Raw genomic sequence first — 16,052 nt, 5'->3', positions numbered from 1 at the left:
CCTTCATCTTACGCACCCGTGTTACTGTGAAACGGTGCGTGCAGAGCTCCTTCTTCTTAGCTGCCGCGGCGAGGCCTCAGACGCGATCTAGCGCAAGGCCCACCCTCGTCGCGGAGTTTGCGTTGCCCGGCCACCCTTTCACTCAGGAATCACAGAAAAGGCCAGATTAATGCGAAACGCACAGAAGCCCTCGGGAATGCCGATCCACCGCTACGTCCCCTTCCAGGACCAGATCAAGGTTGATCTGCCGGACCGCACGTGGCCGGACAAAGTCATCACCACGGCCCCGCGCTGGTGCGCAGTGGACCTGCGTGACGGCAACCAGGCACTGATCGACCCGATGAGCCCCGCGCGCAAGATGAAGATGTTCGACCTGCTGGTCCGCATGGGCTACAAGGAAATCGAAGTCGGTTTCCCCTCTGCCTCGCAGACCGACTTCGACTTCGTCCGCCAGCTGATCGAGGGCAACCACATCCCGGACGACGTCACCATCCAGGTGCTGACCCAGGCCCGCGAACACCTCATCGAGCGGACCTACGAGTCCCTGGTGGGTGCCAAGCAGGCCATCGTGCACCTGTACAACTCCACCTCCGTCCTGCAGCGCCGCGTGGTGTTCAACCAGGACGAGGACGGCATCCTGGACATCGCCCTGCAGGGCGCGCGCCTCTGCAAGAAGTACGAGGAAACGCTCGGCGACACCCACATCACCTACGAGTACTCGCCGGAGTCCTTCACCGGCACAGAGCTGGAGTACGCGGTCCGGGTCTGCAACGCCGTCGCGGACGTCTTCGAGGCCTCAGCCGACCGGCAGGTGATCATCAACCTGCCCGCCACCGTGGAAATGGCCACCCCGAACGTTTACGCGGACTCCATCGAGTGGATGAGCCGCCACCTGCACCCGCGTGAAGGCATCATCCTCTCGCTGCACCCGCACAACGACCGCGGTACCGGCGTGGCCGCCGCCGAGCTGGGCTACCAGGCCGGCGCTGACCGCATTGAAGGCTGCCTGTTCGGCAACGGTGAGCGCACCGGCAACGTGGACCTGGTCACCCTCGGCCTGAACATGTTCGTGCAGGGCATTGACCCGATGATCGACTTCTCCGACATCGACGACGTCCGGCGCACCGTGGAGTACTGCAACCAGCTGCCCGTCGCGGAGCGTGCCCCCTATGGCGGCGACCTCGTCTTCACCGCGTTCTCCGGGTCCCACCAGGACGCCATCAAGAAGGGCCTCGAAGCCCTGGAGAAGGACGCGGCAGCCGCGGGCAAGGACGTCAGCGACTTCACCTGGCAGGTTCCGTACCTGCCAGTGGACCCGAAGGACCTCGGCCGCAGCTACGAGGCCGTGATCCGCGTCAACTCCCAGTCCGGCAAGGGCGGCGTGGCCTACCTGCTGAAGAACGAGCACAGCCTGGACCTGCCGCGGCGGGCACAGATCGAATTCTCCGGTGTCATCCAGAAGCGCACGGACACTGTCGGCGGCGAAGTCAGCGGCGCCCAGCTGTGGCAGATTTTCCAGGACGAGTACCTGCCCTCCGCCAAGTCGGAAAGCCAGTGGGGCCGGTACTCGCTCGGGTCGGTGAAAACCGAATCGGACGAGGACGGCGCCATGACCCTGCACGCCTCACTGGGCGTGGACGGCACGCACGCCAGCCGCACCGGAACCGGAAACGGCCCCATCGCCGCGCTGCTGGACATCCTCGGCCAGGACGGCGTGGATGTGCGGGTGCTGGACTACAGCGAGCACGCCCTGTCCGAAGGCGGCAGCGCCCTCGCCGCGGCCTACGTCGAATGCGCCGTCGGGGAGCGTGTCCTGTGGGGCGTCGGCATCGATGCCAACACCAGCACCTCGGCGCTGAAGGCAGTCATCTCTGCCGTGAACCGGGCCATCCGGGACGCCCAGGCCTGAGCTTCCTAACAGCTGCGCCGCCGGTCCATGCCGGCGGCGCAGCTGTTTCGGCGGCTCAGCTGTTTTCACTGAGTCAATGGGAAGATAAAGCGTGGCCCAATCATTTGCAGCGCGCAGCTACCGCGACGACGCCGTGGTGTTGCGCACCCACAAGCTGGGCGAGGCGGACCGCATCATCACCCTGCTGACCAAGCACCACGGCCAGGTCAGGGCGGTGGCCAAAGGGGTCCGGCGGACCACCAGCCGCTTCGGCGCCCGCCTGGAGCCCTTCATGGTGGCAGACCTGCAGCTCGTGTCCGGCAAGACCCTCGACATCGTGACGCAGGCCGTCGCGAAAGGCGCATACGGGGGCAACATCGCCGCCGACTACGGGCGGTATACGGTGGCCGCGGCCATGACCGAGACCGCCGAGAAGCTGACCGACGTCGACGGTGAAGCCGGAACAGCGCAGTACAACCTTCTGGTCGGCGCCCTGGCCTCCCTGAGCCGCGGGGACCACGCGCCGGAGCTGATCCTGGATTCCTACCTCCTGCGGGCCCTTTCCACCGGCGGCTGGGCACCCAGCTTCACCGACTGCGCACGCTGCGGCGCGCCCGGACCGCACACCGCCTTCTCCGCCCCGCTCGGCGGCATGGTCTGCGGCGGCTGCCGGCCGCCGGGATCGCCTGCGCCGGCGCCTGAAACGGTGTCCCTGCTGGGTGCGCTGCTCACCGGGGAATGGGCGACGGCGGATGCCTCGCTTCCGCTCCACCGCCGCGAATCCGCGGGCCTGGTGGCAAGCTATCTGCAGTGGCACCTGGAGCGTGTCCTGAAATCCCTCAAACATGTGGAGCGTACCTAACAGTGTCCTTGGGAAAGAAGACCAGTCCTGCCCGCCGCCGCACCACCCCGGTGGTGGCCCCGTACCCGCACCCCTCAGGCGCGGTTCCGCCGTCCATTCCGGCCGAGTTCGTGCCCCGGCACGTGGCGATTGTGATGGACGGCAACGGAAGGTGGGCCAACCAGCGCGGCCTGCCGCGGATCGAGGGCCACAAGGCGGGGGAGCCGGCGCTGCTGGACGTCGTGGCCGGCGCCATTGAGCTGGGCATCGAATACGTCAGCGTGTACGCCTTCTCCACGGAGAACTGGCGCCGGTCTCCGGAGGAAGTCCGCTTCCTGATGGGATTCAACAAGGAGGTGCTGCGCAGGCAGCGGAACCAGCTGGACGACTGGGGCGTGCGGATCCGCTGGTCCGGCCGGCGTCCCAGGCTCTGGGGCTCGGTGATCCGCGAACTCGAGGAGGCGGAGCAATACACCGCCGGAAACAGCACCTGCACGCTGACCATGTGCGTGAACTACGGCGGCCGGGCGGAAATTGCCGACGCCGTGTCCGCCATTGCCCGGGACGTGGCCGACGGGCGGCTCAAGCCCAACGCCATCACCGAGAAGACCATCCAGAAGTACCTCGACGAGCCGGACCTTCCCGACGTCGACCTCTTCCTCCGCAGTTCCGGCGAGCAGCGCCTGTCCAACTTCATGCTGTGGCAGTCGGCGTACGCCGAGTTCGTCTTCATGGACACCCTGTGGCCCGACGTTGACCGCCGGACCCTCTGGGATGCGGTGGAGATCTATGCCCAGCGGGACCGCCGGTACGGCGGGGCCGTGGACGCCGCCAAGGCCCTCTAGGTCCCTCGTCCGGGTACCCAGCGTTGGTTCACCCGCCGTAGCCCCTTAGCCACCTGGCCAGGCGTCCGTACGCGTCGGCCCGCACGTCCGCGCCGGACAGGAACACATCGTGGAGGGCGCCGTCGATGCGCTCCACGGTGACGCTCGTGCCCAGTGATATGGCGCGCGCGGCGATCGTGTTGACGTCCAGCACCGCGTCCGTCCGGCGCATTTCCTCGTTCCACACCATGCCGTTCTCGCTCGCGGCGGACAGCAGGACCAGAATGGGAATTCCGATGCCCAGGCCGCGCGCAACCTTGGCTTGCCCGGCCAGGACGGCACTGAGCCAGGCCGCGCGCACCGGAAAGGCCAAGGGCGGCCGGTAGGCTGCGTCCAGGGTCCACTCACCTTCGGCCGCATTGCTGATGCTCCGCCAGTAGAAGCCGCGCTCCGGCAGCCTGATCACCGCCTCCGGCCGCAGGCGTGCGATCGGCCCCACCATGGTCCAGGCCGCGCGCCGGACCAGGGAGCTGCCATGCATTTCGAGCCATGGACTGTTCAGCACCAGCTGGGACACCGCGCCGGGATTGCGGCTGGCCCACAGGGCTGCCACCAGGCCGCCGGTGGAATGGCCCATGAGCGTGAGCTGCACGCCTCCTGGACCACCGGGTTCCGAGATCATGCCCACCGCGGTCCTGATCTCGGCGTCGTAGTTGCCCAGATCCGCGACGTAGCCGCCAGGGGCGCCCGGCTGCAGGCTGCGGCCGTGGTTGTGCATGTCCAGGGCAAAGAAGTCGAAGCCCTGCGCGTCCCAGAACCGGGCAAGCTCCACGTTGAAGAAGTAGTCGCTCCAGCCGTGCAGGAACAGCACCGCCCGGCGCGGCCCGGCAGGACGTTCGTCCGGAGTGTCCGGGCTGTCCGGGGGAGTGAAGCGGACCAGCGTGGCCCTGCGGCGGATGCCGTCCGCGCCCGCGGCGTCGAAGGCGCAGGACTCGAAGCCCGGCCCCAGGATGTCGCTTTGCCACTCCATGGCACCAGCGTAGGCTTTCCGGTTCCGGCGCGGGCGGTGTTGTCGCGGTCCGGTTTGGTCTGCACCGTGTCTTTTGGCCTGCACCGCGCAATTTGGTCTGCACCCCCGAAGACGGAAAACTAGAGGCATGCGCGTATACCCCACTTTCTTCAGGCTGGCCTTTTCATGGATGGACGCCGAACGCGCCCACAAGATCGGTTTCAAAGGAATCCGGCTGGTCCATTCCGTGGGAGCGGGACGGCTGCTCGAACGGTTTACGGCTCCGCCGGCGTCCCTGCAGACGAACGCGCTCGGCCTGACCTTCCCGTCGCCTTTCGGGCTGGCCGCCGGCTTCGACAAGGAGGGCCACGGAATCGAGGCCCTGACGGAGCTCGGATTCGGCCATGTCGAGGTGGGCACCATCACCGGCCAGGCCCAGCCCGGCAATGAAAAGCCCCGCCTGTTCCGGCTGGTTGAGGACCGGGCCGTCATCAACCGGATGGGATTCAACAACGACGGCGCCTCTGCCGTGGCTCCGCGGCTGAAGTCCGCCCGGGCTGCACTGCAGCGGCGCCACGCCAAGGTGCGGCCCGTGATCGGCGTCAATATCGGCAAGACCAAGGTGGTGGAGCTCGAGGACGCCGTGGAGGACTACCTCATCAGCGCACGCAGCCTTGCCCCGGCGGCCGACTACCTCGTGGTGAACGTCAGCTCGCCGAACACCCCCGGGCTCAGGCTCCTGCAGAACGTGGAAACCCTCCGGCCGCTGCTGAAGGCAGTAGGGGAGGAAGCCGATAAGTCAGCAGGCCGGCACGTCCCGCTGCTGGTCAAGATCGCACCCGACCTCACCGATGAGGATATCGACGACGTCGCCCGGCTGGCGATGGACCTCGGCCTCGACGGCATCGTCGCCACGAACACCACCATCGGCCGCGACGGGCTCACTTCCGCTGCGGACAAGGTGGAGGGCTGCGGTGCCGGGGGCCTCTCCGGGGCACCGCTGAAGAGCCGGTCACTGGAGGTGCTGCGCCGGCTGAAGTCGGTCACCCAGGACCGGCTGGCGCTGATCTCCGTGGGCGGGGTGGAGACCGGCCAGGACGTCCAGGACCGGCTGGACGCCGGTGCCACCCTGGTCCAGGGCTATACCGCCTTCCTGTACGAGGGGCCGTTCTGGGCCGCCCGGATCAATAAGGAACTGGCGAAGAACCGCTAGCCGCGTTGAACAAACCAGCGCGTTAAACGCAGCAGCCCGGCGGTGGAACCGCCGGGCTGCTGCTTTAGGTCCGGGACCGCCCCCTTGGCGGCCGCGCCGCAGGGGGAAATGAGGAATCAGGACGGGTACTGCCCGCGGCGGACCAGGGGCTTGGGCAGGCGAAGCTTCCGGAACTGCAGCGAACGCATGGAGCCGTACCAAACGGTGCCGCGCTCAACCTCGCCGAACTTTTCGGCGAGGCGCTTGCGGAGCTTGCGGGACAGGATGAACACGTCCACGAAAACAGCCAGGAACATCACCCAGAAGCCGCCCAGCACGTAGACCATCATGTTGCTGCTGGCAGGCACCACCAAGGAGATGATGACGAACACGAGGGCGCCGAACATCAGGTACTCGCCCAGGCTGAAGCGGGCGTCCACGTAATCACGGGCGAAGCGCTTCTGCGGCCCCTTGTCGCGGATCGGCAGGAACCTTTCGTCACCGGTGTCCAGGGCCTGGCGCATCTTCAGGCGCTGCTCCTGGGCGGCGGCACGCTCCGCCTCCTTGGAGGCCTTGCGGTCCTCCGGCACGAGGGGGCGCTTGCGGGCCGCTTCCTGTGCTTTGCGCTTGGGCGTGGGTGCGCCTTTGCCTGCTATCGCAGCTGCCTCGGCAGCCTGCTGGTCTACTACATCCTGCGCCGCTGGCGCTTCCTTTTTACGTCCGAACACCACAACAGAATACCTTGGCGGACTGCGCCCCCGGTCAAGCCCGGATCCCCGCCAAGTGCCGGGCTGGGCCACCCTGCATCCCCGCAACTGCGAGATTTGTTGTGGCGTGTGACACAGGTAGTGTTTGGCCATGACTACATTCCCTGCGGCGACCCCGCAACAGTACGACGCCCAGCAGCATGGGGTGACAGCGGCCGGCATCGACACCGACGCCCTGCGGGCTGCCGTAGACGCGGCGTTCGACTCCACAGTTGCACAGCTGAAGGACCTGGTGGCCATACCCGGCATCGCCTGGCCCAGCTTTGACCCCGCCCCGCTGGATGCCAGCGCAGAGGCCGTGGCCAGCCTGGTCCGCGCGGCGGGCATCGGGGACGTCCGGATCCTGAGGTGCGACAAGGAGGACGGCACGCCCGGCGGACCCGCCGTCGTCGCACGCCGCGAGGCCGCGCACGGCAAGCCGACCATTCTTCTCTACGCCCACCATGACGTCCAGCCGCCCGGTGATCCCGCGCTGTGGGAGTCCGAGCCGTTTACCGCCGTCGAACGCAACGGGCGCCTTTTCGGGCGCGGCGCGGCAGATGACAAGGCCGGGATCATGGCCCATGTCGCCGCCTACGGCGCCGTCACCCGGGTGCTCGGTGACGAATTCGGGCTGGGCGTCACGCTCTTCTTCGAAGGGGAGGAAGAGGCAGGTTCGCCGACCTTCAGGACGTTCCTTGAAACGCACCGCGAACTGCTCCGCGCGGACGTCATCGTGGTGGCTGATTCCAGCAACTGGAAGGTGGGTGTACCGGCCCTGACCACCAGCCTGCGCGGACTGGTTGACGGAACCATCGAGGTGCAGGTCCTCGACCATGCCGTGCATTCGGGAATGTTCGGCGGGGCGGTGCTGGATGCACCCACCCTGCTCTCGCGCCTGATCGCCACACTCCACGACGACGACGGCAGCGTGGCCATTGCTGGACTGGCGGGCCGGGACGAAACCGCCGTGGACCTCACCGAGGAGGAGTACCGCGCCGATGCCTCAGTGCTCGACGGCGTGCAGCTGGCGGGCACGGGAACCATCGCCTCACGCCTGTGGACCAAGCCTGCCCTGTCGATCATCGGCTTTGATGCGCCGGCCGTCAGCGTTGCCTCCAACACCCTGCTGCCCCGCGCCCGGGCCAAGTTCAGCCTCCGGCTGGCCCCCGGCCAGGACCCGGCGGAGGCCATGGAGGCCGTGCGCCGGCACGTCGAAACCCACGCGCCGTTCGGCGCCAAGGTGACCTTCACGCCGGGGGAGAGCGGCAACGCCTTCCAGACGGATACGGGTTCATCGGCTGCCGGCCTGGCCATGTGGGCGCTCGGCGAGGCCTGGGGCGTACCGGCGGTGGAAATGGGGATTGGCGGTTCGATACCGTTCATCAGCGACCTCACCGAGCTGTACCCCGAGGTCCAGATCCTGGTGACGGGCGTGGAGGACCCCGACTCGCGCGCACATTCCGCCAACGAGTCGCTGCACCTGGGGGACTTCCGCAACGCGGTGGTTGCCGAGGCGTTGCTGCTGGCACGGCTGAACGCAGAGGGGCTCCGCTAGCAGGCCTCGCAGGGAACAACGGGGGGCCGCGGAGGGTTACGACTAAGTTAGAGCTCCGCGCCGGATCGACGTAGCATGTAGCTATAGCCCGTACCGTTTCCGTAGGGGCAGGCACCGTGCAAGCGGGGCAGCCACAACCGTCGTTAGTAAGGTAGGCCAATGAGCACTACGACCAATGAAAACAGCACCGAACCCACCGGCACGGCCAGTGAGGAACTGGCGAGCCACGAGGTTCAGCTGACGGACGTTGCCGCAGGCAAGGTCCGCAGCCTCCTGGAGCAGGAAGGCCGCACCGATCTTCGCCTCCGCGTAGCCGTGCAGCCGGGCGGCTGCTCCGGCCTCATTTACCAGCTGTACTTCGACGAGCGCCTCCTTGAAGGTGACGCGGTACGCGACTACGACGGTGTCGAGGTCGTCGTCGACAAGATGAGCGTGCCGTACCTCAGCGGTGCCAGCATCGACTTTGAAGACACCATCTCGAAGCAGGGCTTCACCATCGATAACCCGAATGCGGGCGGCTCATGCGCCTGCGGTGATTCGTTCCACTAAAGGGCAAGTAAGCCCATCCTGAACCTCTTGGCGGCGCCGGTGAAAACCGGCGCCGCCACACGGTGGGGACATGTGGGCGAAAACCTGCGGGGAGCGGTAAGCTCTACACCGAGTAGTAAAACTTTTAGTGTGCCCGGGAAGCTTTTTGCCGCCCTGGCAACAGCAACAAGTAGGAAGGGCCGTCTGTGAGTTCGCAGAACCGAACCGGCAGCCGACGCAAAACGATCACTATGATCACTGGCTTGGCAACTGCCGGCGCGTTGGTTTTGACTGGATGTTCGCCAGAGGTAGAGAAGGGGTGGCTGCCCACCGAGCGTGGCACCACCAATCACACTGACCGCATCATGGACCTCTGGGTCAACTCATGGATTGCCGCCCTCGTGGTGGGCATCATCACTTGGGGCCTGATCGTCTGGTGCCTCGTGGCCTACCGCCGCCGCAAGGGCACCGTGGGATTCCCGCGGCAGACCAGCTTCAACCTGCCCCTCGAGGTCTTCTACCTGACGATCCCGCTGTTCATGGTCCTGGTGTTCTTCTACTTCACCGACCGTGACCAGCAGGCGATCGATGACCGCTCGCAGCCGGCCGACGTCGTAGTGGACGTCCGCGGCAAGCAGTGGGCATGGGACTTCAACTACAAGAAGGGCGACGTCGTCACCGAGGATCTCCACGAGGCCGGCGTCCAGGCGCACCTCACCGGTGAGGCGATCGACAAGGAAAAGCTCCCCACCCTGTACCTGCCGGTTAACAAGTCCGTCGACCTGGAACTGAACTCGCGCGACGTGATCCACTCCTTCTGGGTTCCTGCGTTCCTGCAGAAGAGGGACATGATCCCCGGCAAGACCAACTACATCCGGTTCACTCCCACCAAAGAGGGCACCTACGACGGCAAGTGCGCCGAGCTCTGCGGTGAGTACCACTCCGAAATGCTGTTCCGCGTCAAGGTTGTTTCCGAGTCCGAATTCCAGGCTCACATGAACCAGCTTCGCCAGGACGGCAACACGGGCCTGCTTGGTCCCGAGTACGACCGCAACCCGAACCTGAACGCAACGAAGTAAGGGAAGCGAAGTGGCTACTTACACCCAGACCCCCGGGATCCTTGAGGCTCCCGTAGTTCCCAAATCCAAGGGGCGCATCGTCGTCAACTGGATCACCTCCACAGACCACAAGACCATCGGGTACATGTACCTGATCGCGTCCTTCGTGTTCTTCTGCTTCGGCGGCGTGATGGCCCTGCTCATCCGCGCCGAGCTCTTCGAACCCGGCATGCAGATCCTGCAGACCAAGGAACAGTACAACCAGCTGTTCACCATGCACGGCACCGTCATGCTGCTGATGTTCGCCACGCCGCTCTTTGCCGGCTTTGCGAACGTGATCATGCCGCTGCAGATCGGTGCACCCGACGTCGCGTTCCCGCGACTGAACGCGCTGGCCTTCTGGTTCTTCCTGTTCGGCTCCACCATCGCCGTTTCCGGCTTCATCACCCCGCAGGGTGCTGCCTCCTTCGGCTGGTTCGCTTACGCGCCGCTCTCCAACACCACGTTCAGCCCCGGCGTCGGCGGTGACCTCTGGGTCTTCGGCCTGGCACTGTCCGGCTTCGGCACCATCCTGGGCGCGGTCAACTTCATCACCACCATCATCTGCATGCGCGCCCCCGGCATGACCATGTGGCGCATGCCGATCTTCACCTGGAACACGCTGGTGACGGCCATCCTGGTCCTGATGGCGTTCCCGCCGCTGGCAGCTGCACTCTTCGCCCTCGGTGCGGACCGTCGTTTCGGTGCCCACATCTTCGACCCGGAGAACGGCGGCGCCGTCCTGTGGCAGCACCTGTTCTGGTTCTTCGGGCACCCCGAGGTGTACATCATCGCGCTGCCGTTCTTCGGCATCGTGTCCGAGATCTTCCCGGTCTTCAGTCGCAAGCCGATCTTCGGCTACAAGGGCCTGGTCTACGCGACCATCGCGATTGCTGCCCTGTCCGTGACCGTGTGGGCGCACCACATGTACGTCACCGGCTCCGTGCTGCTGCCGTTCTTCTCCTTCATGACCATGCTCATCGCGGTCCCCACCGGTGTGAAGTTCTTCAACTGGATCGGCACCATGTGGCGCGGTTCGCTGACGTTCGAGACTCCCATGCTGTGGAGCATCGGCTTCCTCATCACGTTCCTCTTCGGCGGCCTGACCGGCATCATCCTGGCCTCCCCGCCGCTGGACTTCCACGTGTCCGATTCCTACTTCGTGGTGGCGCACTTCCACTACGTGGTGTTCGGCACCGTGGTGTTCGCGATGTTCGCCGGCTTCTACTTCTGGTGGCCCAAGTGGACGGGCAAGATGCTCAACGAGCGCCTCGGCAAGATCCACTTCTGGCTCCTGTTCCTGGGCTTCCACGGCACGTTCCTGATCCAGCACTGGCTTGGCGTTGAAGGTATGCCCCGCCGTTACGCTGACTACCTGGTGGAGGATGGCTTCACCTGGATGAACCAGTTCTCCACCGTCGCCTCGTTCGTCCTGGGTGCGTCCCTGATCCCGTTCTTCTGGAACGTGTACATCACCGCACGCAGCGCCGAGAAAGTTCAGGTTGACGATCCGTGGGGCTTCGGTGCCTCACTGGAGTGGGCCACGTCCTGCCCGCCGCCGCGTCACAACTTCACGTCCCTGCCGCGCATCCGCTCCGAGCGTCCGGCACTGGACCTGCACCACCCTGAGCTTTCCCAGTCACACACCGTTGAATCGCCGGCACCTGCAGCAAGCGTGCTGGGCAACGCCGATCAGAAGGACACCGCGCAATGAGAATCGAGTCTTGGATTTTTGGAGCAGGAGTCTTCTTCTTCGTTCCGGTTTCCATCATCTACGGCTTCCTCACCAACTGGTCTGAGTGGGTCGGCATCCTGGGCATCCTCCTGGTGGGCGGCCTCGCAGGCATGATCGGTGCCTACCTGGGCTTCACCGGCAAGCGCGTGGGCATGCGCCCCGAGGACCGTGCCGACGCTGAAATCCACGAAGGCGCCGGCGAGCAGGGGCACTTCAGCCCCTGGAGCTGGTGGCCGCTGGTTCTGGGCCTGTCCTGCGCCGCAGGATTCCTGGGCCTGGCCGTGGGCTTCTGGATGGTCTTCATCGCCGGTGGCATGGCGCTGGTGGCCCTGGTGGGCTGGGTTTATGAGTACAGCCGCGGAGACCACGCGCACTAAGCGTTTCAGTACCAAGAACGACGGCGGGCCCCACCTTTTCGGTGGGGCCCGCCGTCGTTCTGTGCTTAAGCTGAATCGCTGCTGCAGCCGGTGTTAGCTGGGCTTCTGCGACGCCAGCAGCTCGACGAGACCCGAGAGCGCCGCCTCGGCCTCACCGAGGCTCCTGCCCGCAGGGAGGGCCGATTCCTTAACTGCAAGCTCTACCTCGCAGCCGAAGTTGAAGTCGGCAGTCATGACCTCGAGCAGCGAGCGGGCGTCGACGGCGTCAATGCCGTCCTTGCGGATGGTCACCGGCAACCCTGTCTCCGTGACCGCGCGGACGAACACCGCTGCCGGCCGGGCGTGCAGGCCGATGGCCGCAGAAACTATTGCCTTACGAACGGGCAACTGGACTCCTTCATTCTGGACGGGATGGCACATTGGGGGGAAGCCGCCGTCGTCTTTCTATTTTGTTCGCCTTTAAGAATATCGGGCCCCGTGCCGTCAATTCGCCCGGGGGACCGGGCTGGTCTAGACCTGTGGCCGTGTTGGCTTACCCTTGAACTGTGAGAATGCAATACAGGAGCGGCCGCCGTGCCGGCTAGCGTGGCCGGCATTGCCGGTGAAATCGACAGAACCAGCGGGACGCCGATCTACGTCCAGCTCCGTGAGATCCTCAGGTCCTACATAGCGACGTCCTGCCCCCCAGGCTCGGCGCTACCTTCCGAACGGGACCTGGCCGAGCGGTTCGGCCTCGCCCGGATGACCGTCCGGCAGGCCATCGACGCCCTGGTGGGCGAGGAGGTCATCGAACGGGTGGTCGGCCTGGGCACCTTCGTCCGGAAACCGAAGCTGGACCTCCAGGTCAAGCTGACCTCCTACAGCGAGGAGATGCAGCGCCGCGGCATGGTGCCGGCTGCGAAGGTGCTGAGCTTCGAGCAGATCGCCGCCAGCGCCTTCCTGGCCCGCGAACTCCAGCTCGAGGAGGGAACGCCACTGGTCCGCTTCCGGCGCCTTCTGCTGGCCGATAACGAGCCAATGAGCGTGGACGAGAACTTCATCCCCGCCCACCGTGTGCCGGGCCTGCTCGACGGCGAGCCGCCCACCTCGCTCTACAACGTCCTCAGTGAGCAGTTCGGCCTGGTCATGGAATGGGGCGAGGACATGATCGAGGCCACGGCTGCGTCGCCGTCCATCGCCAGGTTGCTCAACGTCGAGAACGGTGCGCCCCTGCTGAAGATCCAGCGGCATGCCTTTGTGGCCCGGGCGATGGTGGACTACTCGGTGTCCTACTACAGGGCAGACCGGTACAAGCTCTGGGTGCCCCTGCAGCGTCCCGGCGTCCGGCCAACGCGTAATTACGCGTCGGGTTACCGGCAGCAGTAGCCTGCCTCCCTTCGGGGAGGACCCGGCGTTACAGATTCTCCTCAAACACAGAAGAAGGCCCGGTCCATCAGGACCGGGCCTTCTTCTGTGCAGTGCGTGGGTGAAGACTCTAGTGGCTCAGGGTCTTCTGTCCCTCGCCGGCTTCAACGGCTTCGTGGTGGCCGTGGCCGGCTTCGAGCTCAGCAGGCGTTGCCGGGGCAACCCTGTCCTCGAAGAACCAGCGGGACAGCTTGGCGCGGCGGCTTTCCTTGCGGGTGACCACGCCGTGCTCGTTGGGCTGTGCGGGCAGCGGCGCGGGCGACTCAAAGCCAACCAGCTTGTAGCGCTTGTACTCGTCCAGCGGGGCGTGCACCTCGATGAACTCACCGTGCGGGAGGCGGACGATGCGTCCGGTCTCGCGGCCGTGGAGGGCGATTTCGCGGTCCTTGCGCTGCAGGGCCAGGGCCACGCGCTTGGTAACCACGAACGCGATGATCGGTCCGAGGAAGAACAGTGCCCGCAGCCAGTAAGTGACGTCGTTCAGTGCCACGTGGAAGTGCGTTGCAATGAGGTCGGAGCTCGCCGCGGCCCACATGACGCAGTAGAACGTAAATCCGGCCATGCCGATAGCCGTACGCGTGGGGGCGTTGCGGGGACGGTCCAGGACGTGGTGCTCGCGGTTGTCCTTGGTGATCCAGCGTTCGATCCACGGGTAGGTGAACAGCACGGTGAACACCGCGCCTGCCGGAACGAGTGCCGGAAGAAGGACGTTCAGGGTCAGGACGTGGCCGAAGATGATGTATTCGAAGTGGAAGCCGTTGACCACACCGGGCATCAGCCGCAGTGCGCCGTCAACCCAGCCGATGTACCAGTCAGGCTGGGTGCCTGCGGACACGGGGGAGGGGTCGTACGGGCCGTAGTTCCAGATCGGGTTGATGGTGAAGAACGCAGCCATCAGCGCGATGACGCCGAACACGATGAAGAAGAAGCCACCGGCCTTGGCAGCGTAGACCGGGCCCAGCGGGTAACCAACGACGTTGTGGTCGTTGCGGCCCGGGCCGGGGTACTGGGTGTGCTTGTGGACAACCACCATGAAGAGGTGGATGACGATCATGAGCAGGATCAGTGCCGGCACGAGCAGGATGTGCAGCGTGTAGAGGCGGCTGATGATGACCGTGCCGGGGAACTCTCCACCGAACAGGAAGAACGAGATGTAGGTGCCGATCACGGGGATCGACTTGATCACGCCGTCGATGATGCGCAGGCCGTTGCCGGACAGCAGGTCATCGGGGAGGGAGTATCCGGTGAAGCCGGCAGCCATGGCCAGGATCAGCAGGACGCCGCCCACCACCCAGTTCATTTCACGGGGCTTGCGGAACGCGCCGGTGAAGAACACGCGGAGCATGTGCACCGCCACGGAGGCCACGAACAGCAGTGCTGCCCAGTGGTGGACCTGGCGCATGAACAGGCCGCCGCGGACGTCGAAGGAGATGTCCAGCGACGAGCTGTAGGCGACGGACATTTCGACGTTCTTCAGCGGGGTGTAGGAGCCGGCGTAGTGCGTCTCCGCCATGGAAGGATCGAAAAAGAACGTCAGGAAGGTTCCCGACATCAGCAGGATGACGAAGGAGTACAGCGCCACCTCGCCAAACATGAAGGACCAGTGGTCCGGGAATACCTTCCGGCCGAATTCGCGGAGGATGCCCGATCCGCCGACGCGCTCGTCGACGAAGTCAGTAAACCGTCCGACTTTGGTGTTGGCTACGTAGGCGGGGGCTTCAGCTGTTGACGCTGCGCTCATGCTCATCACGCTCCCAGTAACTTGGTCCTACAGGTTCTTTGAAGTCGCTGGTGGCGACCAGGTAGCCCTCATCGTCAACTGCGATGGGCAGCTGGGGGAGCGGGCGGCTTGCCGGGCCGAAGATAACCTTGCATTCCTGGGTCAGGTCGAAGGTCGACTGGTGGCACGGGCACAGCAGGTGGTGCGTCTGCTGCTCGTAGAGGGCAACAGGGCAACCGACGTGGGTGCAGATCTTGGAGTACGCAACGATGCCGTTGTAGCTCCAGTTCTCACGGCCCGCAGAGATGTTGAGGTCCTGCGGGTTGAGGCGCATCAGCAGAACGACGGCCTTGGCCTTTTCGTTGAGCTTGCCCTCGTGCAGTTCGTTGAGGCCCTCCGGGATGACGTGGAAGGCGGAACCGATGGTGACGTCCGAGGCCTTGATGGGGGTGCCATCGGGGTCGCGGGTGAGGCGCTTGAGCTTGCCGTCCTGCGGGGCCCACATGGTGTGCGCCAGCTTGTCGTCCGGACGCGGTCCGAGGTCACCGAAGATGGCGAGGGCCGGCAGGGGTGCCAGTGCGACTGCGCCGAGCAGGGTGTTCCGGATGAGGGGACGGCGCTTGATGCCCGTTTCCTCCACGATGTCGTCGACGATGCGGACCGCAGCCTGGCGGTCGTCCTCCGTGCGGATCGCGTGGCGTTCCTCGGAAACTTCGTGGTCCGGCATGAGGGCCTTGGCCCAGTGCACGATGCCGGTGCCGATGCCGAGCATGGCAAACGCCGTTCCGATGCCGAGCAGCGCATTCTGCAGGCGGATCGTCGCAACGCTGGAGTCGTCTCCCAAATCGATGGCGAAGTACGCCACCAGGAAGATGATGGTGCCAACGACTGAGATTGCGAACAGTGCAGCAACCTGCCGTTCTGCCCGCTTGGCGGCCTTCGGGTCCGTGTCAGCCAGGCGCAAGCGGTGCGGGGGAATTCCAGGATCCTGGAATTTCTCCACCTCATGCTGACCAGCCGTAGCTACGGTGCCCGAGTGGTTCGGACTGCCGTCACTATGGTTGCCCATGATTCGCCTCATCCTTCTCTCGTCTCGGCTTTTGCCGAGTTAATGTTCAGTTCCAAACCTGCCG

The 16,052-nt window shown here is 65.3% G+C and carries 15 protein-coding genes; 10 read left to right on the top strand and 5 right to left on the bottom strand.

Features of this window, described 5'->3' with window-relative positions:
• Positions 1–169: 169 nt before the first annotated feature.
• The 3 genes from leuA (at position 170) to ACFVTE_RS13270 (ending at position 3,574) form a co-directional block, all read left to right on the top strand.
• Entirely contained in the window at positions 170–1,909 is a 1,740-nt protein-coding gene (gene leuA / locus ACFVTE_RS13280) for a 2-isopropylmalate synthase (RefSeq protein WP_387101070.1), read from the top strand.
• 91 nt (positions 1,910–2,000) lie between these two features.
• Positions 2,001–2,750, top strand: a complete 750-nt coding sequence (recO, locus tag ACFVTE_RS13275) for a DNA repair protein RecO (protein ID WP_387101068.1) — start codon at positions 2,001–2,003, stop codon at positions 2,748–2,750.
• Between the two features lie 2 nt (positions 2,751–2,752).
• Positions 2,753–3,574, top strand: a complete 822-nt coding sequence (locus ACFVTE_RS13270; protein WP_387101066.1) for an isoprenyl transferase — start codon at positions 2,753–2,755, stop codon at positions 3,572–3,574.
• A 28-nt stretch (positions 3,575–3,602) separates the two neighbouring features.
• Here ACFVTE_RS13270 and ACFVTE_RS13265 read toward each other — a convergent pair whose 3' ends face one another.
• Complete coding sequence (locus tag ACFVTE_RS13265) at positions 3,603–4,583, bottom strand: alpha/beta hydrolase (protein WP_387101064.1); 981 nt, start codon at positions 4,581–4,583, stop codon at positions 3,603–3,605.
• A 127-nt stretch (positions 4,584–4,710) separates the two neighbouring features.
• Between ACFVTE_RS13265 and ACFVTE_RS13260 the strand changes: the two genes are divergently transcribed.
• Positions 4,711–5,775, top strand: a complete 1,065-nt coding sequence (locus tag ACFVTE_RS13260; protein ID WP_387101062.1) for a quinone-dependent dihydroorotate dehydrogenase — start codon at positions 4,711–4,713, stop codon at positions 5,773–5,775.
• Between the two features lie 116 nt (positions 5,776–5,891).
• On the opposite strand, the gene ACFVTE_RS13255 is transcribed toward ACFVTE_RS13260, so the two are convergent.
• Positions 5,892–6,482, bottom strand: coding sequence for a DUF3043 domain-containing protein (locus ACFVTE_RS13255; RefSeq protein WP_387101061.1), 591 nt, complete (start codon positions 6,480–6,482; stop codon positions 5,892–5,894).
• A 130-nt stretch (positions 6,483–6,612) separates the two neighbouring features.
• Between ACFVTE_RS13255 and ACFVTE_RS13250 the strand changes: the two genes are divergently transcribed.
• From ACFVTE_RS13250 to ACFVTE_RS13230, 5 genes are all read left to right on the top strand, one after another.
• On the top strand, positions 6,613–8,058 hold the full coding sequence (locus ACFVTE_RS13250) for a dipeptidase (protein ID WP_387101059.1): 1,446 nt from the start codon (positions 6,613–6,615) through the stop codon (positions 8,056–8,058).
• 159 nt (positions 8,059–8,217) lie between these two features.
• A complete protein-coding gene (locus ACFVTE_RS13245) occupies positions 8,218–8,607 on the top strand; it encodes an iron-sulfur cluster assembly accessory protein (RefSeq protein WP_306923786.1) in 390 nt (129 codons plus the stop codon).
• 185 nt (positions 8,608–8,792) lie between these two features.
• Positions 8,793–9,665 carry a cytochrome c oxidase subunit II gene (gene coxB / locus ACFVTE_RS13240; protein ID WP_387101058.1) on the top strand — a complete coding sequence of 291 codons (873 nt, stop codon included), beginning with the start codon at positions 8,793–8,795 and terminating at the stop codon, positions 9,663–9,665.
• 10 nt (positions 9,666–9,675) lie between these two features.
• Positions 9,676–11,397, top strand: coding sequence for a cytochrome c oxidase subunit I (gene ctaD, locus ACFVTE_RS13235; RefSeq protein WP_387101057.1), 1,722 nt, complete (start codon positions 9,676–9,678; stop codon positions 11,395–11,397).
• A complete protein-coding gene (locus ACFVTE_RS13230) occupies positions 11,394–11,795 on the top strand; it encodes a cytochrome c oxidase subunit 4 (protein WP_387101056.1) in 402 nt (133 codons plus the stop codon). Before ctaD ends, ACFVTE_RS13230 begins: the two co-directional genes overlap by 4 nt.
• A 93-nt stretch (positions 11,796–11,888) precedes the next feature.
• Here ACFVTE_RS13230 and ACFVTE_RS13225 read toward each other — a convergent pair whose 3' ends face one another.
• Complete coding sequence (locus ACFVTE_RS13225) at positions 11,889–12,182, bottom strand: HPr family phosphocarrier protein (RefSeq protein ID WP_387101054.1); 294 nt, start codon at positions 12,180–12,182, stop codon at positions 11,889–11,891.
• Between the two features lie 186 nt (positions 12,183–12,368).
• Here ACFVTE_RS13225 and ACFVTE_RS13220 point away from each other — a divergent pair, with 186 nt between their 5' ends.
• Positions 12,369–13,160, top strand: a complete 792-nt coding sequence (locus ACFVTE_RS13220; RefSeq protein ID WP_387101052.1) for a GntR family transcriptional regulator — start codon at positions 12,369–12,371, stop codon at positions 13,158–13,160.
• A gap of 109 nt (positions 13,161–13,269) precedes the next feature.
• On the opposite strand, the gene ACFVTE_RS13215 is transcribed toward ACFVTE_RS13220, so the two are convergent.
• Both ACFVTE_RS13215 and ACFVTE_RS13210 read right to left on the bottom strand, forming a co-directional pair.
• Positions 13,270–14,940, bottom strand: coding sequence for a cytochrome bc complex cytochrome b subunit (locus ACFVTE_RS13215; RefSeq protein ID WP_387101051.1), 1,671 nt, complete (start codon positions 14,938–14,940; stop codon positions 13,270–13,272).
• A complete protein-coding gene (locus tag ACFVTE_RS13210) occupies positions 14,918–15,988 on the bottom strand; it encodes a Rieske 2Fe-2S domain-containing protein (RefSeq protein WP_387101049.1) in 1,071 nt (356 codons plus the stop codon). The genes ACFVTE_RS13215 and ACFVTE_RS13210 overlap by 23 nt, the downstream gene beginning before the upstream one ends.
• Positions 15,989–16,052: the final 64 nt, after the last annotated feature.

Source organism: Arthrobacter sp. NPDC058097 (assembly GCF_042884885.1).
Taxonomy (GTDB): Bacteria; Actinomycetota; Actinomycetes; order Actinomycetales; family Micrococcaceae; genus Arthrobacter.
This window is presented reverse-complemented; position numbering and strand designations above follow the sequence as displayed.